At 61.4% G+C, this 20980-nt stretch carries 16 protein-coding genes and 1 tRNA gene; 7 read left to right on the top strand and 10 right to left on the bottom strand.

The genetic code is table 11. The features are described 5' to 3' along the window. Positions 1 to 27: 27 nt before the first annotated feature. The gene (gene guaB / locus CHB75_RS12670) at positions 28 to 1476 is read right to left on the bottom strand and encodes an IMP dehydrogenase (RefSeq protein WP_089271228.1); all 1449 of its coding nucleotides are present in this window, start codon (positions 1474 to 1476) and stop codon (positions 28 to 30) included. A gap of 714 nt (positions 1477 to 2190) precedes the next feature. Here guaB and speB point away from each other — a divergent pair. From speB to CHB75_RS12640, 6 genes are all read left to right on the top strand, one after another. Beyond that, on the top strand, positions 2191 to 3156 hold the full coding sequence (gene speB / locus CHB75_RS12665) for an agmatinase (protein WP_089271016.1): 966 nt from the start codon (positions 2191 to 2193) through the stop codon (positions 3154 to 3156). Positions 3157 to 3307: 151 nt separating this feature from the next. Further along, a complete protein-coding gene (locus CHB75_RS12660; RefSeq protein ID WP_089271015.1) occupies positions 3308 to 4456 on the top strand; it encodes a CaiB/BaiF CoA transferase family protein in 1149 nt (382 codons plus the stop codon). Positions 4457 to 4526: 70 nt separating this feature from the next. Beyond that, on the top strand, positions 4527 to 5168 hold the full coding sequence (locus CHB75_RS12655; protein WP_141135111.1) for a hypothetical protein: 642 nt from the start codon (positions 4527 to 4529) through the stop codon (positions 5166 to 5168). A gap of 101 nt (positions 5169 to 5269) precedes the next feature. Next, positions 5270 to 7303: an ASKHA domain-containing protein gene (locus CHB75_RS12650; protein ID WP_089271011.1), complete on the top strand. Its 2034-nt coding sequence runs from the start codon at positions 5270 to 5272 to the stop codon at positions 7301 to 7303. Positions 7304 to 7419: 116 nt separating this feature from the next. After that, positions 7420 to 7493 (top strand) — tRNA-Gly (locus CHB75_RS12645). Positions 7494 to 7931: 438 nt separating this feature from the next. Beyond that, positions 7932 to 9824 (top strand): hybrid sensor histidine kinase/response regulator, encoded by a 1893-nt coding sequence (locus CHB75_RS12640; protein ID WP_176439130.1) that lies wholly within the window; start codon positions 7932 to 7934, stop codon positions 9822 to 9824. Between the two features lie 38 nt (positions 9825 to 9862). Here the strand turns inward: CHB75_RS12640 and CHB75_RS21360 are convergent, their stop codons facing one another. Beyond that, positions 9863 to 10042 carry a hypothetical protein gene (locus CHB75_RS21360; RefSeq protein WP_141135110.1) on the bottom strand — a complete coding sequence of 60 codons (180 nt, stop codon included), beginning with the start codon at positions 10040 to 10042 and terminating at the stop codon, positions 9863 to 9865. Positions 10043 to 10054: 12 nt separating this feature from the next. Here CHB75_RS21360 and CHB75_RS12635 point away from each other — a divergent pair, with 12 nt between their 5' ends. Next, entirely contained in the window at positions 10055 to 10999 is a 945-nt protein-coding gene (locus tag CHB75_RS12635) for an NAD(P)-dependent oxidoreductase (protein ID WP_089271008.1), read from the top strand. Positions 11000 to 11005: 6 nt separating this feature from the next. Here the strand turns inward: CHB75_RS12635 and CHB75_RS12630 are convergent, their stop codons facing one another. From CHB75_RS12630 to araD, 8 genes are all read right to left on the bottom strand, one after another. Further along, complete coding sequence (locus CHB75_RS12630; protein ID WP_089271006.1) at positions 11006 to 12004, bottom strand: aldose epimerase family protein; 999 nt, start codon at positions 12002 to 12004, stop codon at positions 11006 to 11008. After that, positions 12001 to 12972, bottom strand: a complete 972-nt coding sequence (gene yjfF / locus CHB75_RS12625; protein WP_089271226.1) for a galactofuranose ABC transporter, permease protein YjfF — start codon at positions 12970 to 12972, stop codon at positions 12001 to 12003. The genes CHB75_RS12630 and yjfF overlap by 4 nt, the downstream gene beginning before the upstream one ends. A 115-nt stretch (positions 12973 to 13087) precedes the next feature. Continuing rightward, positions 13088 to 14101 (bottom strand): ABC transporter permease, encoded by a 1014-nt coding sequence (locus CHB75_RS12620; RefSeq protein WP_089271004.1) that lies wholly within the window; start codon positions 14099 to 14101, stop codon positions 13088 to 13090. Then, on the bottom strand, positions 14098 to 15693 hold the full coding sequence (locus tag CHB75_RS12615; protein ID WP_245840951.1) for a sugar ABC transporter ATP-binding protein: 1596 nt from the start codon (positions 15691 to 15693) through the stop codon (positions 14098 to 14100). The genes CHB75_RS12620 and CHB75_RS12615 overlap by 4 nt, the downstream gene beginning before the upstream one ends. Before the next feature lie 32 nt (positions 15694 to 15725). Further along, the gene (ytfQ, locus tag CHB75_RS12610) at positions 15726 to 16679 is read right to left on the bottom strand and encodes a galactofuranose ABC transporter, galactofuranose-binding protein YtfQ (protein WP_089271002.1); all 954 of its coding nucleotides are present in this window, start codon (positions 16677 to 16679) and stop codon (positions 15726 to 15728) included. Between the two features lie 99 nt (positions 16680 to 16778). Further along, complete coding sequence (locus CHB75_RS12605; protein ID WP_089271000.1) at positions 16779 to 18305, bottom strand: aldehyde dehydrogenase (NADP(+)); 1527 nt, start codon at positions 18303 to 18305, stop codon at positions 16779 to 16781. A 13-nt stretch (positions 18306 to 18318) separates the two neighbouring features. Beyond that, on the bottom strand, positions 18319 to 19245 hold the full coding sequence (locus CHB75_RS12600) for a Gfo/Idh/MocA family protein (RefSeq protein ID WP_089270998.1): 927 nt from the start codon (positions 19243 to 19245) through the stop codon (positions 18319 to 18321). Beyond that, entirely contained in the window at positions 19232 to 20974 is a 1743-nt protein-coding gene (gene araD / locus CHB75_RS12595) for an L-arabinonate dehydratase (RefSeq protein WP_089270996.1), read from the bottom strand. Before araD ends, CHB75_RS12600 begins: the two co-directional genes overlap by 14 nt. Positions 20975 to 20980 lie beyond the last annotated feature (6 nt).

The raw sequence follows: 20980 nt of genomic DNA, 5'->3' as shown, positions 1-20980 counted from the left end.
CCTTCGTAACCCGTTATGCAGAAGCAATTATCCGATACGATAGTTCGGCGATTCCCGTGTGATCTGAACGTCATGCACGTGGCTTTCCTTCAGGCCCGCGCCGGTGATCTTCACAAAGGTGCAGTTGTGACGCATCTCTTCGACGGTTGCATTGCCGGTGTATCCCATGGCCGCCCGCAGGCCGCCGACCAACTGATGCACCACGGCCGTGGCGGATCCCTTGTAGGGCACCTGCCCCTCGATCCCTTCGGGAACCAGCTTGTCACTGGCCGCGTCCTTCTGGAAATACCGGTCGGCAGATCCGCGCGCCATGGCGCCAAGGCTGCCCATGCCGCGATAAGCCTTGAACGACCGGCCCTGATACAGGATCACCTCGCCCGGGGATTCATCCGTGCCCGCGATCATCGATCCGACCATCGCACAGGATGCCCCCGCCGCAATCGCCTTGGCGAAATCGCCCGAGAACTTGATGCCGCCATCCGCGATCACCGGCACATCACCGGCCGCCGCTGCGCAATCCATGATCGCCGTCAGTTGCGGCACGCCCACACCCGCGACCATCCGCGTGGTGCAGATCGATCCCGGGCCGATGCCGACCTTGATCGCATCCGCGCCAGCCCCGATCAGCGCGCGCGTTGCTTCGCCCGTGGCGACGTTGCCCGCCACAACCTGCACATCGTTGGACAGCCGCTTGGCGCGTTCGACTGCAATTGCAACGCCTTCGGAATGGCCATGCGCCGTGTCGATCACAATCATGTCGACCCCGGCATCGACCAGCGCCTGACTGCGTTCAAATCCCGCATCCCCGACGGTCGAGGCTGCCGCGACCCGCAGCCGCCCCAGCCCGTCCTTGCAGGCCGTCGGGTTCAGAACCGCCTGTTCGGTGTCCTTCAGCGTCAGCAGGCCCGTCAGCTTGCCGTTCTTGTCCGTCACCAGCAGCTTTTCGATCCGCCGCGCACGCATCAGGCCCTTGGCCTCATCGCGGTCGGCGGGTTCCTGAAGGATCGCCAGATTGTCGGTCGTCATCATGACGCTGACCGGCGTGTCGTCGTGCTCGGCAAAGCGCATGTCGCGGTTTGTCACGATCCCGACCACACGGCCCTTTTCGTCCACCACCGGAAAGCCTGTGAAATTATACCGCTCGATCAACGCCTTGGCATCCGCCAGCGTCTGGTTGGCGGTCAGGGTAACGGGGCTGTAGACGATCCCGCTCTCGAACCGCTTGACCCGGCGCACTTCACGCGCCTGAACTTCGATATCCAGATTTCGGTGGATCACGCCCATGCCGCCCGATTGGGCCATGGCGATGGCCATACGGCTTTCGGTCACCGTATCCATCGCCGAACTCAGCAACGGTATGTTCAGCTTGATCGCCTGCGTCACGCGGGTGCGTGTATCCGCCGTGCTGGGCAGTACGCTCGATTTGGCCGGAACGAGCAGTACGTCATCGAAAGTGAGAGCCTCGCGAATCTCCATGGAACAACCTTCCTCAGGAAACATCATTTGGCGCGTCGCTATCGCACCTTTGTCCCCCAAGGGAAACCCCAATAGCGCGCCAAGCCCCAGATCGCTGCCAATGCGCCTGTGGGACTGTTCGGTTTCCGCCCACATTCGCGGGTCGGCCAAGGGGGAATTACCTCACGCCTTACGGAACACTTTCTGCGAAAGCCGAATCATCCCGCCGGGCCCAGGACGACCCAGACGAACGCGAGAACTGTGATCACGGCCAGACCAATCAATGATTTCCGACGATTCAGAAACGGCGCAGGCTTGAAGCAATACCGACAATCAGACGCGCCAAGCCTCATCTCATAGTTACATGATTTGCATGTAAAAATCCTGACCGCCATCGATGATTTCCTCGTGACAAACCGTACCAAATCGGGTGGTGGGAATCGCATCGCCCGAAGGCTCCCCTGTTTTCCCTAAAACGTTAACAAACGATTAATTTCCAGGCTGACCTCTGGTTACCTTTCGCATTTTCCAACGATCGACCGCAGCAGTACGAACACTCTGCCCGACGCCAGGAATGGTCGTGCGACGACGCGACCACCCATCGCTGCGACCCAACCAAAAGCGGCATAGGGAAATTAACAATCGCAAAGGCCTGTCTTTCCGACAGGCAGGAAACCGCCCTTTACCACTCCTGCAAAGCCCGCCATCCTGCCCCGAACCGACAGGACCCCGCCCATGACCCACAGCTACCAGACCGGCCGCCTGAACCTGCCTTTCACCGGCATCTGCACCTTTGCCAAGAAACCCTATGTCGAAGACTGGGCCGCCATTGACGCCGATGCCGCCATCCTTGGCGCGCCTTTCGATGCGGGCACCCAGTACCGCGCCGGTGCGCGCTTTGGCCCGCGCGGCGTCCGCGAGGCGTCGACGCTGTTCTCCTTTGGCCACGCGGGTGCCTACGATCACGAAGATGACGCCACCTACTTGGGTTCGGATGTGCGCATCGTCGATATCGGTGATGCCGACATCGTGCACACCGATACGATCCAGAGCCATGCCAACATCGAAACCGGCGTGCGCGCCATTCTTGCCGCCGGGGCGCTGCCTGTGGTGATCGGCGGCGACCATTCGGTGAACATCCCTGCCCTGCGCGCCTTTGACGATCAGGGCGACATCCATGTGCTCCAGATCGATGCCCATCTGGATTTTGTCGATGAACGCCACGGCGTGCGCGTGGGCCACGGCAACCCGATGCGTCGCGCCGCCGAGCTGCCCTTTGTCACCGGGTTGACCCAGATCGGTATCCGTAATGTCAGCTCGACCGCCCGCGACGGCTACGAAGACGCCCGTCGCATGGGGTCTGACATCCTGTCGGTCCGCCAGTCCCGCGCCCTTGGAACCCAGGCGCTGGCAGAACGGATTCCGGCGGGCGCACGGGTCTACATCACCCTCGATATCGACGCCTTCTGCCCCTCCATCGCCCCCGGCACCGGCACGCCCAGCCACGGCGGATTTCTGTATTACGAGGTGCTGGAACTGTTACAGGCCGTCGCCCAACGGCACGAGGTGGTGGGGATCGATCTGGTCGAAGTGGCCCCGGATTACGATCCCACCGGCTCAACCACCATCCTTGCGGCGCAGGTGCTGATGAACCTGCTGGGCTTTATATTCCACGCACGATCAGAATGTGGAAATCGTTAACCAATTTTGTGTGAGGATCAGCCATATCGCAGCCATACGCTTTCCATACGCGACCCATACGGTTTCCATACGCCGACAAAGACGCTTGCAGACAGACCGCACCACACGTCTAAAGGTTGTGCTGCACATGCACAAAGAATCAGGATCAGACATGTCTCTCCCCCTTGCCGGCACCACGATACTTGACCTAACTCATGTGCTTGCCGGGCCATTCTGCTCACTGACACTTGCCGATCTAGGCGCAAAAGTGATCAAGGTGGAACGCCCCGGCACCGGCGATGACACCCGTTCCTTCCCGCCCTTCAAGGATGGAAAAAGCGCCTATTTCGCCGCCATAAACCACTCAAAGAAATCCATTGCTCTCGACCTCAAATCCGAAGCCGATCGCGCGGTATTCGACAAACTCCTGGAACGTTCCGATGTGCTTTTGGAAAACAACCGTCCCGGGGTGATGGAGCGTCTGGGGTATGGCTGGGACACAGTGCATTCCCAATATCCGTCAATGGTTTACGGGTCGGTGTCCGGCTTTGGTCAAACCGGCCCTGATGCGAAACGTCCCGCCTACGACATGGTCGTTCAGGCCCGCGGCGGGGTCATGTCGATCACCGGTGAAAAGGGCCGCGATCCTGTCCGCGTCGGCGCGTCCATCGGGGATATCGTGGCCGGCATGTACCTCGCTCAGGGGATCCTCGCCGCCCTGCTGGACCGCACCCGGACGGGCAAGGGACGGCGCATCGACATCTCCATGCTCGACGCTCAGGTCACCCTGCTGGAACACGCCATCGCGCTTACCACCGTGTCCGGCAAGGCCCCCGGCCCCACCGGCGCGCGCCATCCCTCGATCGCGCCGTTTGAAACCTTTCATGCCTCGGACGGTCTGTTTGTGATCGCCTGCGGCAACGATGTGCTGTTCGAAAAGCTCTGCCTGCTCCTCGACCTGCCCATATCCAACGATCCGCGCTTTGCAACAAACCCCGAGAGGGTGAAAAATACCCGCCTTCTCAAGCGCTTGATCGAAGCCGTGACATTGGAAAACACCAAATCTTTCTGGATCGCAAAAATGACCGCCGCAGGCATTCCCACTGGCCCGATCCAAAGCGTTGATCAGGTGCTGCGCGATCCGCAGATTCTGGCGCGCAACATGGTTGTGGACGTGCTCGACAAGAACGGTCGCGCCGCCTTCACCGCCGCCGGCAATCCGATCAAGATGAGTGGGTCCGAAGACCGCACCACGCGCACGCCCGCCCCTGACCTTGATGGCAACCGGGGCGAAATCCTGCGCTGGCTCGACGGGTCATGACGGCACGCTCCGGGCGTCCCCGTAACCGATCCTTTACCCATCCTTGCGACATCTTCGGGTGAGCGCCGCCGTGTCACTGACCGCCCTTCTGCGCAATCTGGCCCGCCTTGTGGTGATTGGCGCGCTGGTCTGGATGGCGCTTCACGCGCTGGACTGGCTGCGCATGGAAACCGGACCTGCGGGCATGACGGCGCTGGCGCTGTTATTGCTGATTTATATGCTGGTTCTGGCCACGCCCTTCATGCCGGGCGTCGAAATCGGCCTTGCCATCCTTGCGATGAAAGGCGCCGATGCTGCGCCGTTTGTCTGGGCTGCCACGATTGTCGGCCTGTCCCTTGCCTGGGCTTTCGGCCGCTGGCTGCCCACGCCATGGATCATCTCGGCGCTGCGCGACCTGCGGCTGAACGGCCTCGCGGACACCGTCACCCGCATCAGCGGTGAGCCCCCGGAGCTGCGCCTGCACTATCTTTGCCAGCGCGCGCCGAACTGGCTGGGGCGGATCCTGCGCGACTGGCGCTATGTCGCGTTGGCGCTGCTGATGAACCTGCCGGGCAATGCTGTTGTTGGCGGTGGTGGCGGGCTTGCCATGCTCGCCGGGCTCAGCCGGATCTTTGCGCCGGGTGCCACGCTTTTAACCTTCGTGATCGGTACGGCGCCCATCCCCCTTTTGGTCTGGTTCTTCGGCCCCGGAATCCTGCCCTGGACCGTCTGAGGCAGCAACTTGGCGCAGACAGTCGCCCCTGTGCCGGTTGCCGCCTTCCAACTCTCGCCACAACCTCTATGTTGCCCCCCAAAAGACCATAGGATCGCCACATGACCACCGACCCCCTCGTCGTATTCACACCCTCGGGTAAACGCGGCCGCTTTCCAAAGGGTACGCCCGTCTTGACCGCCGCGCGGCAGTTGGGCGTCGATCTGGATTCGGTTTGCGGCGGGCGTGGCATCTGTTCGAAATGTCAGATCACCCCGTCCTATGGCGAATTTTCCAAACATGGCGTCACCGTTGCCCCCGACGCGCTGAGCGAATGGAATTCGGTCGAACAGCGCTATGACGACAAGCGCGGGCTGAAAGCAGGCCGTCGCCTTGGCTGTCAGGCCTGCGTGATGGGCGATGTGGTGATCGACGTCCCCCCCGAAAGCCAGGTCCACCGCCAGGTCGTGCGCAAGGCCGCCTCGGCCCGTACCATCGTCATGGACCCCGCCACCCGCCTTTACTACATCGAGGTGGATGAACCCGACATGCACACCCCCACCGGCGATCTGGAACGCGTGGCCCGCGCGCTGAAATCCCAGTGGAACGTTCCAGATGTGACCACTGACCTCGCCACCCTGTCCCGCCTCCAGCCGGTGCTGCGCAAAGGCGGATGGAAGGTGACCGTTGCCCTGCACAAGGCCAGCGAAACAGCGGTGCCACGTCTTGTTGCCGTCTGGCCGGGCTTGCATGAATCCGGCCTTTACGGCCTTGCCATCGACCTAGGGTCGACCACCATCGCCGCCCACCTGACCGACCTTGAAACCGGCCTTGTGGTCGCCTCCTCCGGCATCATGAACCCGCAGATCCGCTTTGGCGAGGATCTGATGAGCCGCGTGTCCTATGCCATGATGAACCCCGGCGGCGACCGTGAAATGACCGCCGCCGTGCGCGAGGCGATCAACGCGCTGGCGGTGGATATCGCCAAAGAAGCCGACATAGCCCCCAGTCTGATCCTCGAAACCGTCTTTGTCTGCAACCCGGTGATGCACCATCTGCTACTGGGCATCGACCCGGTGGAACTGGGTCAGGCACCCTTTGCCCTTGCCACATCGAACGCCCTGAACCTCGAGGCGCGCGAACTGGGCCTCACCAGCCTGCCGCCGTCTGCAAGCGTCTACATCCTGCCCTGCATCGCCGGTCACGTGGGTGCCGACGCCGCCGCCGTGGCCCTGTCCGAAGAACCCGGCAAGTCCGAGGACCTTGTCCTCATCGTCGACGTGGGCACCAATGCCGAACTGCTGCTTGGCAACACCACGCGGGTTCTGGCGTGTTCCTCGCCCACCGGTCCGGCCTTTGAGGGTGCGCAGATTTCCAGCGGCCAGCGTGCCGCCCCCGGCGCGATCGAGGCGATCCGCATTGATCCGGAAACCAAGGAACCGCGCTATCGCATCATCGGCTCGGATCTGTGGTCGGATGAAGAAGGCTTTGACATCGCCGCCGCAGCAAGCGGCATCACCGGCATCTGCGGGTCCGGCATCATCGAAGCCGTCGCCGAACTGCGCCTTGCCGGATTGCTCGACAGCTCTGGCCTTCTGGGGTCCGCCGAACAGACCGGCACCCCCCGCATGATCCCCGAAGGGCGCACCCATTCCTATGTGATCTTTGACGGCACCGCGACGGGCGGCCCGCTGATCACAGTCACCCAGGGCGACATCCGCGCCATTCAGCTCGCCAAATCCGCGCTATACGCCGGTGCGCGCCTGCTGATGGACGAAATGGGTGTCGAAACCGTGGATCGCGTGGTGCTGGCCGGCGCGTTTGGGGCGCATATCTCGGCGAAACACGCGGTGGTTCTGGGCATGATCCCCGACGTGCCGCTGGGCAAGGTGACATCCGCAGGCAACGCCGCCGGCACAGGTGCCCGTATCGCGCTTTGTAACCTTGGCGCCCGGGCCGAAATCGAACGCGTGGTGCGCCAGATCACCAAGGTCGAAACCGCCATCGAACCGCGCTTTCAGGAACATTTTGTTGCCGCCAACGCCATCCCGCACAAGACCGATCCCTTTGCCGAACTCGCCAAGATCGCGACCCTGCCGGATGTTTCGTTCAACACCGGCGGCGACCGCGAGGGACGCAGACGGCGGCGGCGCTAGGCGCCGCCCACCCGGTCCGATGACCAGATCAAACACAACGACCTGAGCGATTTGCCCAAGCCGCAAGAGAGACTTGACGCCAAAGCGCCCCCGGCGTAGTTGGTCGCACAGTGAGCGCGGGTATGGTGAAAAGGTATCACGGCAGCTTCCCAAGCTTTAGTTACGAGTTCGATTCTCGTTACCCGCTCCAAATCACTACAACTCATTGACAGTAAACAAATTACTGGCGGCCCAGCCAGTAAACGGCCCGCTGAATCGTCGCCACCATACGGGATGAAAACAGCCCTGGCCGTTGCCTGCGACAACCCTCATTCCTGCGCTGAGTTTCGGGTTCCAATCGGCTTGAACACCCCAAGACGGATCCGCTCAGAACGCACCGATCAACCAGTCGGCCGCTTCGGCGTCGTGTGAACTGGGCTTGGGCCCGGCTGACGGTTCCCTCGCGGTAGGCAAATAGCGAAAATCGCTAAAAGATTTCGCGAAATTCAAATTTCGCCTTAAACTAAAGCAATGCCAATTTTTCTGACTACCTAGTGGAGCGTTTTTAATGAACATCGGTATGGAGTGGGGCGATCCAGCAAAAGCCATCGATGTTCTTGGTAAACATGTCCCAATGTGGCGATGGCAATTGACAAGCGACCGCCTTCAATTAAGCGATCACTTGCTGGAAGTGCTGGGGTTGACCCGCGAAACCTATTTCCCATCCATAGACACAATTGCAACGATGATTCACCCGGATGACGCCGCTGACTACAGGCAGCAGGTCGAAACATCTCTTGCCAGTGGTATTCCCTACCGTTTTCGATACCGCGTTCGTCACGCGGATGGGCACTATATCCCGTTGCTCAGTCAAGGCACCGCAGTCTACGACGCGGACGGTATAGCCATCGAAATGATCGGTATCATTACCGATCTCAGCGAAGAGGTCGAAGCATCCGAAAAATTGGCAAACAGGCAGCAGACCTTTCAGGCGTTGTCTGACAACGTGCCGGGCGCCCTCTTTCAGTACCATGTCACGCCGCATGGGGTCTCTTACATCGAACACATGAGCTCCGGCTCCAAGGACATCTGGGAATTCACCCCCGAGGAGATCGAGAAAAACCCGTCTCTGATCTGGGAGCTTGTCATAGATGACGATCTCGCCGATTTGCAGCAGTCAGGCCTGCTGTCAGCCGAGAAGATGCAGTATTGGACCCATAGCTGGCGGATCAGGACCCCGTCGGGCAAGATCAAGCCACTCGAAGGTCGGGCGATGCCAAGATACCTCGAGGACGGATCGATCGTCTGGTACGTCATGGTCGTTGATGTATCCGAAGAACAAGCCCTTCGCGAAGAGATCCTCAAGCATCAGGAGATCCTTGCCCAAGTGCAGAAGATGGATGCGATCGGGCGCATCGCCGGCGGGATCGCACATGACTTCAACAACCTTCTGGCGATTGTGCTTGGCAATGCCCAGTTGCTGGAACTGCAAGATGTGGACCCAGAAGACGCCCAATGCCTGGACGCCATCGTCACGGCCTGTATCCGGGGCGGTGAACTGACCCGCAGGCTCCTTAGCTTTGCCCGGAAATCGCGGCTTGAGCCGGAATTCCTGAATGCCAATGAAGTGGTCGCGCAGCTGAACATACTGATTTCAAGGATCATCCCTGAATCCATCCTGATCGAGACGAAAACCCAGCCCGGCCTGTGGCAATCATATGCGGACAAGAACTTTCTTGAGAATTCGCTTCTCAATCTGTGCATAAACGCCCGCGACGCGATGGTCGAAGGGGGCAGACTGACGATCGAAACCAGGAACGTGCACCTCGCCGAAAATGACCCGGTGGTTATTTCCGAAGGTATCTCAGGTGGCGACTATGTCGTGATAACGGTCTCAGACACGGGTGTCGGTATCCCGCCCCAGAACATCGTCAAGGTGATCGAACCGTTCTTTTCGACCAAAGGCCCGGATATGGGAACGGGTCTTGGGCTTGCCATGGTGCATGGATTTGCGCGGCAATCTGCAGGCATGTTGCTGATTGATAGTGTGATGGGCCAAGGTACGAAGATCAGCATATTTCTACCGTCAAGCGGCGAGCCCGCCGAAGGCGGAAATTCTCTACAGGAAAGGAAGGATGGAGCACAAATGGAAGGTTCCGGGACTGTTCTTGTCGTAGAAGACGAGCCAGGCATTCTAAGCATGCTTGAAAAGATGCTGACCTCTGCCGGATTCAAAGCGCTGCTTTGTCCGACTGCGGATGCGGCATATGAAAAATTCGGGCAGGATGCGGACGAAATCGACGTAATGCTGAGCGATGTTGTGATGCCGGGCAAACTTCAGGGCATGACACTGGCCGCCAAGATGACCGAGACATACCCAAATTTGCGCGTTGTCTTTATGTCGGGCTACGCAAACGACATCGATTTGAACGGTCAAACCCTTACAAATGTTGTCGGGCACCTGATGAAACCCGTCAGCCGGGCCATGCTTGTGGATATACTCAACAAGGCAGTCGCAGAAGCACGCACATCAAAAATATAGGCCGCGGTGTGCGGCCATCCTGAATGGATGTTTCTCCATTATCTGGCACAGTTTCTGACCACGCTGAAATGCACGCGTTTCAGGTTTGAAGTACAGGCAAGGATCGTTCCAGGGCGCGCCTTGCCAAAGCCCAAGTTACCAATTTCGCCCCGCCCGGCGTCGGTTTTGGAAGCGACACTGCCGCCGCCGACGAGCCAGCCTGAGAAGGTAATGGTCACAGGGAGTTCGTGATGCAAGTGGGATTTATCGGCTTGGGCGCAGTCGGTGCCAAGCTGGCTGGCAGTCTTTTGCGCAATGGCATTTCGTTGACGGTGCACGATCTCGACCCTGCCCCGGTTGCCAGCTTCACCGCCCGCGGTGCCAAAACCGCGACGGGCCCCGCCGCGATGATGCGCGCCTGTGACGTGGTGATCACCAGCCTGCCCAGCCCCGCCGCATCCGAAGCGGTGCTGACCCAGCTTCTGCCGGAAATGACCAAAGGCAAGATCTGGATGGAGATGTCGACCACCGACCCCACCAAGATCGTGGATCAGGCTGCCCGGGTCGCCGCCACCGGCGCACTGGCCGTGGAATGTCCGGTCTCGGGCGGCTGCCACCGGGCGGCCACAGGCAATATTTCGATCTTTGCAGGTTGCGAGCGTGAGGCCTTTGAACGCGTCCTGCCCCTGCTGACCATTCTGGGTCGTCGCGTTCTGCACACCGGCCCCATCGGCACGGCGTCAAAGCTGAAAGTCATGACCAACTACCTGGCCACCGCCAACCTGCTGACCCTCTGCGAGGCGCTGGTGACGATGAAGGCGCAGGGCCTGGACATGGCCACCACCTATGAGGCAATCAAAATTTCCTCGGGTACGTCCTTTGTGCATGAAACCGAAAGCCAGCTGATCCTGTCGGGTGCCCGGGACGTGGATTTCACGATGGACCTCGTGCTCAAGGACATTGGCCTGTTTCAGGACCTTGCGGATCAGGCGGGCGTTCCGCTGGAACTCTCGCCACAAATCATCGCGATCATGCAGGACGGCCAGCGTCGCTATGGCAACCGCGCCCAGTCTGACCGGATTATCGAGCGCCTTGAACAGGCCACCGGCCTGCGGGTCGAGGCCGATGGCTTTCCCCACGAGTTGATTGACGACGAACCTGAGGAACCGGGATACGAGGTTCGCCCTGCCCGGTAAACGCCCTCAGCGGGTAAACCTGTAGCGTACCGCATGACGATAAACTTCACCGGGACGCAGCACTGCCGTTGGGAAATCCGGACGGTTGACCGCATCGGGCCAAGCCTGTGTCTCAAGCGCGATCCCGGCAAAGGCACCGTGTCTGCGCCCCTCCAGCCCGATCAATTCCGGCTGGCGCGCGCTGTCATAGATCTGCAGCCCCGGCTGATCGGTCAGCACCTCCAGCGACAGACCGTCCGGCACCACCACCTGCACCACCCGACGCAGGCCGCCATCCGCGTTGTTCAGGCAGAAATTGTGATCCAGCCCAGCGGTCCCGATCCGCCGGGGTTTGCGAAAATCAAACCGCGTGCCGTCAACCGGCGCGGGCGCATCTGCCGTCGGGATCATCGTATCATCCACTGGCAAATAGCGGTCTGCATCGATCCAGAGCGTCTGATCCGCCACTGATCCGCCGTCCTGCAGCGCGAAATAGCCGTGATGCGCAAAGCTGCACACCGTCGCCGCGTCGCATGTCGCGTTGATGTCCAGCGCCAGTGTACCATCACCCGGCAGCGCATAGGTCGCGGTGACCCGCAGGTTGCCCGGAAAACCCATATGCCCGTCGGGCAACTCCAGCGTCAGCACCGCCGTATCCGCGTCAGCCGACTGCACCGCCCATATCTGGGACGAGGCCCCATCCACGCCGCCGTGCAGGGTCTGCCGCCCGAATTCGTTTGCATCGGTCCGAACCTCCTGCCCGTCCAGCGTAAAGCCCGCCCCGGCGATGCGGTTGGCAAAACGGCCGACAATCGCCCCGTGATAGCCCATCTGATCCAGATAGGGCCCAAGGGTATCCGCGCCGATGACCAGCGGATGCGCGACTCCGTCGAGACGCAGATCCTGCACCCGGGCGCCGTGTGTCAGCAGGGACATGCGCAACCCGCCGCCCCGCAACCCGATCCGCAAAACCTCTTGCCCGTTTCTTACCCGCCCAAAGGCCGACAGATCGTTTGCTCCGCTCATGTCCGCACTCCTTGTCGGCGGGTGGATAGATGCACCAGCCCCTTTTGCAACAGGATAAAGGACAGCAGCAGAACGCCGATGACGATCTTGGTCCACCAGCTGGACAGGCTGCCATCAAAAACGATGTAGGTCTGGATCAGGCCCATGGTCAGCACACCGATCAGGGTTCCGAACATATAACCTGCACCACCCGCCAGAAGCGTGCCGCCAATGACCACGGCCGCGATGGCTGTCAGCTCCGTGCCCACAGCAGCCAGCGGATAGCCCGAACCGGTGTAAATCGAAAAGACGATCCCGGCGAGGCCCGACATGAACCCGGAAAACGCATAGATCTGTACCGTTGTGCGCCGCACCCTGACCCCCATCAGCCGCGCCGTCGCAACACCGCCCCCAAGCGCAAAGACCGAGGCCCCGAATCGCGTGCGATGCGCGACGATCATGCCAACCAGCACGGTCAGCAGCATCAGCACGCCAATAAAGGTCAACCGACCCTTGCCGGGCATCAGATAGTAGGCCTTTTGCAGGTAGGTGTAGAAGTCGTGGCTGATCGGCACAGAGTCGATGGTCAGCATATAGGCCACCCCACGCGCCAGAAACATTCCCGCCAGCGTGACGATAAACGGCGGCATGGCAAGAATATCGATCAACCCGCCCATCGCTGCGCCAAAGGCGGTCGTCACCAACAAAAGCAGCGCAAAGATGATCAAGGGGTGCAGCCCGGTATCGCGCAGCATCACGGCGATGAACACGCCCGAAAAGGCGATCACCGACCCGACCGAAAGATCTATGCCCCCCGACAGGATCACCAGCGTCATACCGACGGCCGTGATGCCCAGATATGCGTTGTCGGTCAGAAGGTTGCCCGCCACCCGTGTCGAAAAGATCGTCGGATACTGGGCCGAACAGATAGCATAGGCCATCAGGAAGATGGCGATTGTTGCCAGCAGGGGAAAGGTGCGCGGGTTCATTGTGCCGCCTTTGGTGGTGCGATGGATTGCAACGGGATACCCCCTGATGCCGGGCAGCCGCCCCATTCGGATGGCCTTTTCGGGGTAAGGTTTGAGCCTTCTGACAGTACCATTCCTACCCCTCCTGTCCGCGCGCGGCGCGGCGTCTGGCGATCTGCATCCGGATCAGCGCCCATTCGCTGGCCAGATGCGGCGACTGGATCATCAGGATCGCCAGCACCAGCACCGCCTTGATCACAAGGTTGTATTCAGACGGAAACCCCGCCAGCAGAATGCCGGTGTCGATGGTCTGGATGATCATCGCGCCCAGAACCGACGCGGCAATGGAAAACCGCCCCCCCAGCAGCGAATTGCCACCAATCACCACCGCAAGGATCGCGTCCAGTTCCAGCCACAGCCCGGCGTTGTTGGCATCCGCACCACGAATATCCGCCGTTGCGATAATCCCCGCCAGAGCCGCGCAAAGACCCGATGCCATGTAGACCACAATGATCAACCCGCGCGCATTGACCCCGGCCAGCGCACTGGCACGCTGGTTTATGCCCACCGATTCAACCAGCAGACCAAGGGCGGTGCGCCGCATCAAAAGCGCCACCAGAACCCCAGTCAGCACCCAAAGCAGCGCTGGCACCGGTATGCCCATCAGGCTGCCCGACCCTAGAAAGGCGAAACCGGTGTCGCTGAAGGTGAGGATCCTGCCTTCGGTGATCAGCTGTGCGATGCCGCGTCCAGCGGTCATCAGGATCAGCGTGGCAACAATCGGCTGGATGCCCAGAACAGCCACCAAGGCACCGTTCCACACCCCCGCCGTCAGCCCCGCGCCGCAGGCCAGCAATAGTGCCACCGGCACGCCCCATCCGCTGACAAGGGCCGAGGCCGCAACCGCGCCGGTGATCGCCATGACTGTCCCGACGGACAAGTCGATGCCGCCGGTCGCAACCACAAGGGTCATGCCCACCGCCAGAATGGCCACCGGCGCGCCGCGTTTCACGATGTCGATCACCGGCCCGACAAGCCGCCCGTCCGACAGGTCTATCTGAAGGAAACTCGGGAAAAACCAGCTGACCAGCGCAGCCAGAACGATCAGAGTCATCAGTTGCGGTGCCACACGGCGCAGGGCCCGTTTCATAGGACGCCCTCACGCAGGGGCGGGGTATCTTCGGCCGCGATGGCCTGCATGATCGTATCTGTGGTGACTGCGGCACCGGTCAGTTCGGTGACATGCCGTCGATCCCGCACAACGATGATGCGGTCAGCCGCGACCACCAATTCGTCCAGTTCGGACGAGATGACAAGCACCGCCATGCCATCTTCGGTCAACCGGTCAATCAGTTTGAGGATCTCGGCATGGGCACCCACGTCAATACCGCGGGTCGGTTCATCCAGGATCAGGAAACGCGGGTTCATCGCCAGCCACCGTGCCAGAACGACCTTTTGCTGGTTGCCACCCGATAGATCCCCGATCGCCTTTTCCGCATCCGGGGTACGGATATCCAGCCGTTTGATGTAATCCGCCGCCAGACGGTCCTGTTCGGCCCGTGGCAGCGGACGTGCCCAGCCGCGCTTGGCCTGCAGGGCAAGAATGATGTTTTCGCGAACCGACAGGTCGGCGACAATGCCGTCGGTCTTGCGATCTTCGGGGGCAAAGCCGAACCCGGCGGCAATCGCGGCCTGTGGTGTGTCGATCGCAACCGGGCCATTGGCGTCGCGCGCCTCGCCGGTCTGGGCGCGGCGCAAACCGAACAGCAATTCAGCGCTTTCGGTGCGCCCGGACCCCAGCAATCCGGCAAGGCCGATCACTTCGCCCTTGTGCACGGTCAGGTCAAAGGGGTCCACCACCCCTGCCCGCCCAATCCCGCTGAACCGCAGCATTTCCGGGCGCTGAACCACGTCGCCTGCCTCTGTATGTCCCGGCGTCTCGACCGTTTCCAGATCCCGGCCCAGCATGTGGTGGATCAGCTGCAACCGATCCACATCCGTCGTCCGTTCCGTCACCACATGCTGGCCGTTGCGCAGCACGGTCAGGCGGTCCGTCAGATCGAACACCTGATCAAGGAAATGCGACACAAACACGATCCCCAACCCACGGTCGCGCAGGCCTCGCACCACGTCAAACAGCATCCGCACCTCGGCGGCATCAAGGCTCGCGGTTGGTTCATCCAGGATCAGCACCTTGCCCGACAGGGCCACCGCGCGGGCGATGGCGATGATCTGCTGGATTGCCACGGAATACGTCGACAGATCGCGGCCAACGTCGATGTTCAGGCCATAACCCTGCACCATCTCCTGCGCCTGCAATTTCTGCAGACGTCCATTCACCAGTCCGAACCGGCGCGGTTCGCGGCCAAAGGTCAGGTTCTGCGCAACGGTTAGATTGGGCAGCAGGTTAACCTCTTGATAGACCGTGCCGATGCCCAGCTCCTGCGCCTCTGACGTTGAACTCGGAGAGATAGCGCGCCCCTCAAGGCGCATTTCGCCTGCGTCCCGCCTGTAGGCACCGGTCAAGCACTTGATCAGCGTCGATTTACCGGCGCCGTTTTCCCCCAGCAGGGCGTGCACCTCGCCCGCTGCAAGGTCAAAGTCGACCCCATCAAGGGCCTTGGTGCCGGGAAAGCTCTTGGTCAGGGATCGAATGGTCAGAAGCATGTCATGGCCCGCCTGCCAGCGCCCTAGGGGGCCGGTTTCATTCGGAATATCTGTCAGGAACCGGGGTGCAAGCATTGCACCCCGGACAGTCATCAGCTGTCAGGTTTTCAGTAACCGAGCCCCTTGCGAGCCTGATACTGACCTGCCGGATCATCGGACATGGTATAAAGCGCCGAGTCGGTCTGGATGAATTTCGGCGGTACAGTGCCGTCCTTCCAGTAGGCCGCAAGCGCGTCAAAGGCCGGACCGGCCATGTTCGGCGTCAGTTCGACGGTTGCATTCGCCTCGCCATCTGCCATCGCCTTGAAGATGTCCGGCACGGCATCAATTGACACCACGAGGATATCTTCGCCCGGCTTTAGACCAGCTTCCTTGATCGCCTGAATGGCACCCACGGCCATGTCGTCGTTATGGGCATAAAGCGCGCAGATATCCGCGCCGCCATTCTCCGCCTGAAGGAAGCTCTCCATCACTTCCTTGCCGATTGATCGGGTGAAGTCGGCAGTCTGGCTGCGCACGATCTCGATGTTGGCATGGCCTGCGATGCCCTTCTCGAAACCGGTCTTTCGGTCGATCGCGGGGGACGAACCCGTGGTGCCTTGCAGTTCCACAACGCGGCAGCTCTTGTCTCCCACAGCTTCAGCCAGCCACTTGCCGGCCACTTCGCCTTCGTGGACAAGATCCGAACCGACGGCTGTCAGGTACAGTTCCTTGTCGCTATCGACCTGACGGTCTAGCAGCACAACGGGAATATCCGCTTCTTTGGCTTCTTCCAGAATGCTGTCCCAGCCGGTGGCAACGACCGGGGCGATCAGGATCGCATCAACGCCCTGCGCGATAAAGGTCCGCAGTGCGGCGATCTGGTTTTCCTGCTTCTGCTGGGCGTCCGAGAACTTGAGGTCAATGCCGCGTTCCTGTGCCTGCTGCTTGGTCAGCGTGGTTTCAGCAGCGCGCCAGCCGGATTCTGAACCGATCTGCGAAAAGCCGACGGTCTGCGCCTGTGCAGCAGCAGCAAGGCCAAGCGTGGCAACGGTGGTCAACATAAGGGTCTTGAGTGTCATTTTGGTAATCCTCCCAGATTTCAGCAGCACGTTGCTGCCCTAAATAAATCTCTCATTCGGCCCACTTTTGCGGACCGTTTCCCTATTCCTGTGGCTGTGTCACGCGCCTCCTTTTTCTGTGATATCTGCGGGTAGCAGTGCGTCTGGCATGTTCTGATAGCAGACCGGCCGCAGAAAGCGGCGGATCGCCAGAGTGCCGACGCTGGTTGCGCCGAAATTCGTGCTGGCGGGGAACGGGCCGCCGTGGACCATGGCATCGGCCACCTCGACCCCCGTCGGAAAGCCGTTGACCAGCAGTCGGCCTGCCTTGCGCTCAAGCACCGGGATCAGGGGCCGCAGCGCATCGGTGTCGGCGGCGTCCATTTGCAGCGTCACGGTCAACTGCCCGTCAAGCCCACGGGCGATGGCCATACGTTCCGCGTCATCGCTGACAAGGACAATCATCCCGGCAGGCCCGAACACCTCATGCGCCAGATCCGGATGGCTCAGCCAATCCTGCCCCGACACGCGGAACAGCGCCGGGTTGGCGCAGCGCGGTTTGGCTTCTGTGCTCGCGGTCAGCTGGGTGGCGACGCTCTTGCTCAGCGTCTCAACCCCGGACTGATAGGCTTGTGCCGTGCCTGCGGTCAGCATGACCTGCGCACCGGTGTCAGCAAGGGCCGCTGCGGCTGTCTCGGCAAAGGCTTCGGCCTCTGGCCCCGCCTTCAGGATCACGACACCCGGATTGGTGCAGAACTGACCCACGCCCATCGTCAGCGAAGCGGCCCAGCCTTTGGCAATACCATTGCCGCGCGCTTTCAGCGCCGCATCCATCACGAAAACCGGGTTGATCGCGCCAAGTTCGCCGAAGAACGGGATCGGTTCGGGCCGCGACATTGCAATATCGAACAGGGCCTTGCCGCCCCTGTAGGACCCGGTGAAACCGACGGCGCGGGTCAGCGGGTGTTTCACCAGTGCCTCGCCTGCCGCGTTGGAGTTGGACTGGACCAGTGCGAAAGTGCCAGCGGGCATACCAGTCTTTTCGATGGCCGCAGCAATGGCCTGTGCCACGATCTCGCCCGTGCCGGGGTGGCCGGGGTGACCCTTATAGACAACAGGACACCCGGCGGCGAGCGCCGAGGCCGTGTCGCCCCCGGCTGTCGAAAACGCCAGTGGAAAGTTCGACGCACCAAAGACGCCAACCGGACCCAGAGGACGCTGGATCATCCGCAGATCGGGGCGCGGCAGCGGCGCGCGGTCTGGCAGGGCCACGTCATGACGGCGGTCGAGATAGTCACCTTTGCGGATATGATCGGCAAACAGGCGCAGCTGTCCGCAGGTACGGCCACGCTCTCCGCTCAGGCGCGCTTCGGGCAGGCCCGTCTCTGCGTGGCCCATGGCAGTAAGGGCGTCGCCGCGTGCCTCGATCTCATCCGCGATGGCCTCAAGGAAGGCGGCGCGTTCAGCACGGCTGGTCCAACCATAGGTCTCGAAAGCCTCCTCGGCGGCTTTCATCGCGGCATCGACCTCAGGCGCGCCGGCAGACAGAACTGTCAGCGGTGTGCCGCTGGCCGGATCAGATTGGAAGGTGTCGCCGCCCCCGACCCATTTTCCTGCAATCAGATGGCGTCCAGTGAGATCAGTCATGGTCAGTCCTTGTTCAGTCGTGAAAAGCCGCGACAGTTTCGCGACGGCCAAGCATGAATGCGTCGGCCACATGTTGTAGCGGGCGCAGGTCCACGTCGGACTGGCCAGCAGCGATAAGGTCGGCAAACCGGGCGTAAAGCCCGGGATATTCGCCGGAGTCTTGTAGGGTTTGCTTCGCGTCGTCGATGTGAAGCGTCGCCCCGCCATCCGACAGACGCAGTGTGCCGTTGTCCGTCTGCACCGTGATGTCCCAGGTTTGCGGCCCCTCCTGCCGCCAGTCGAAACCGGCGCTAACCTGCAAGCCGCGAGGTCCGGCAAAGGTCAGATCGGCCGCGATGGGCGTGGCGCGGTTTTCCGGAAAGGATAGTGTGGCGGCGATCACGTGTAGCGGGTCCGGCAGGATCTCGGTCATGATCGACAGCGCGTTGATACCGGGATCAAAGACGCCCATACCCCCGGCTTCCCAAATCCAGTCCTGACCGGGGTGCCAGCGCCGAACGTCTTCCTTCCAGATGATCTCGACCTTGGTGGGCGTCCTGTCGGCAAGCCATTCCCGGGCCTGCGCAACACCAGCGGCATAACGCGAATGCCATGTTGCAAACAGGGTGACGCCCTGCGCGCGGGCCAGATCGGCAAGTGTCAACGCCTCGGAAACTGTCGCCCCGGGCGGCTTTTCCAGCATGGTGTGTTTGCCTGCCAAAATCGCCTTTTTCGCGATCTCGAAACGCGGCTGCGGCGGCATGCACAGTGAAAAAGCCGGGATATCCGGTCTGGCTAAGACCAGCGCATCGATGTCAGGATGGTTATCAACCCCTTCCAGCCCGCCCGAGCGGCTGACCGTCGCGGCAAGGTCAAAGGCGTCACTGGCGGCGATGGCCGGGATGTGCTGGTCGCGGGCGATCTTGCCGACGCCGAGGATGGCAACCTTAGTGGCTGTCACGGGGCACCTCGTTTCCGCGCTGGCCCTTCAGGACTTCGAAATCGGCACCCGTGTCGGCGCCTTCGACGTTGTCCACGAACATCTTGGAATAGCCGCTCTTGAACTGCGGCACCGGGGGCACCCAGGCCGCCAGACGCGCAGCAAGCTCTTCGTCCGGGATGTCGAGATGGATGCGGCGTGCGGGCACGTCGATTTCGATCATGTCGCCGGTCCGTACCACGGCCAGCGGGCCACCTGCTGCCGCTTCGGGGGCGGTGTGCAGGATCACGGTGCCATAGGCCGTCCCTGACATGCGCGCGTCAGAGATGCGAACCATGTCGGTGATACCCTTTTTCAACACCTTGGGCGGCAGCCCCATGTTGCCCACTTCGGACATGCCGGGATAGCCCTTTGGGCCACACATCTTGAGCACCATCACACAGTTTTCGTCGATATCCAGCGCGTCATCGTCGATGCGAGCCTTGTAGTCATCGATATCCTCAAACACCACGGCGCGGCCCCTGTGCTGCATGAGATGCGGACTGGCGGCAGAGGGTTTCAGGACAGCCCCCTTGGGCGCGAGGTTGCCCTTGAGCACGGCAATACCGCCCGAGGCCGCGAGCGCCTTGTCCACCGGCAGGATGACATCGTCATTCCAGTTCTTGGCCTCGCTGACTTCGTCCCAGATGGCTTCGCCAGAGACGGTAAGCGCATCCTTGTGCAGCATACCGGCCTCGCCCAGACGTTTAAGAACAACCGGCAAACCACCGGCATAAAAGAATTCTTCCATCAGATATTTGCCAGACGGCATGAGGTTCACGATCGTCGGAACATCCCGCCCAAGACGGTCCCAGTCATCTAGGGTGAGGTCGACTTCGACCCGACCGGCGAGGGCCAGAAGGTGGATCACGGCGTTGGTGGACCCGCCGATGGCACCATTGCAGCGAATGGCATTCTCAAACGCCTTTTTCGTCAGGATATCAGATGGCTTCAGGTCGTCCTTCACCATCTGCACGATGCGCCGACCCGTCAGTTGCGCCATCACCCTGCGGCGGGAATCCACCCCCGGAATGGCTGCATTGCCCGACAGTGCCATCCCCAACGCCTCGGCCATCGAGGCCATGGTCGAGGCCGTCCCCATCGTGTTGCAGGTGCCGGATGACCGGCTCATCGCCTGCTCGGCTTCAAGGAAATCTTCCTGGGTCATCTTACCGGCCTTGATGTCCTCGGACATCTGCCAGAGCGCGGTTCCCGAGCCGACCCGTTCACCGCGGAACCAGCCGTTCAGCATCGGGCCGCCGGTGACGACGATAGACGGAATATCGGTGCTGGCCGCGCCCATCATCAGCGACGGCGTGGTCTTGTCACAGCCGACCAACAGGACAGCCCCGTCGATGGGCTGGGCGCGCATCGTTTCCTCGACCGCCATGGCGGCAAGGTTGCGATACATCATCGCCGTGGGCCGATAGGTGTTTTCGGAAGCTGAGAACACCGGAACTTCGAGCGGAAAGCCACCCGCCTCCCAGACGCCGGCCTTCACCTTTTCGGCCAACTCACGCAGGTGGCCATTGCAGGGCGTCATGTCGGACCAGGTGTTGAGGATGCCGATCACTGGGCGACCGTCAAACAGGTCGTGCGGATAGCCTTGGTTCTTCAGCCAGCCACGGTGGTAGATGTTGTCACGCGATGTGCCGCCGTACCATTCCTGAGAGCGCAGGCGTCGGGGCCATGTGGCGGGGGTAAAGGTCATCTCGGC

It is taken from the genome of Puniceibacterium sediminis (genome assembly GCF_900188035.1).
Lineage (GTDB): Bacteria > Pseudomonadota > Alphaproteobacteria > Rhodobacterales > Rhodobacteraceae > Puniceibacterium > Puniceibacterium sediminis.
This window is presented reverse-complemented; position numbering and strand designations above follow the sequence as displayed.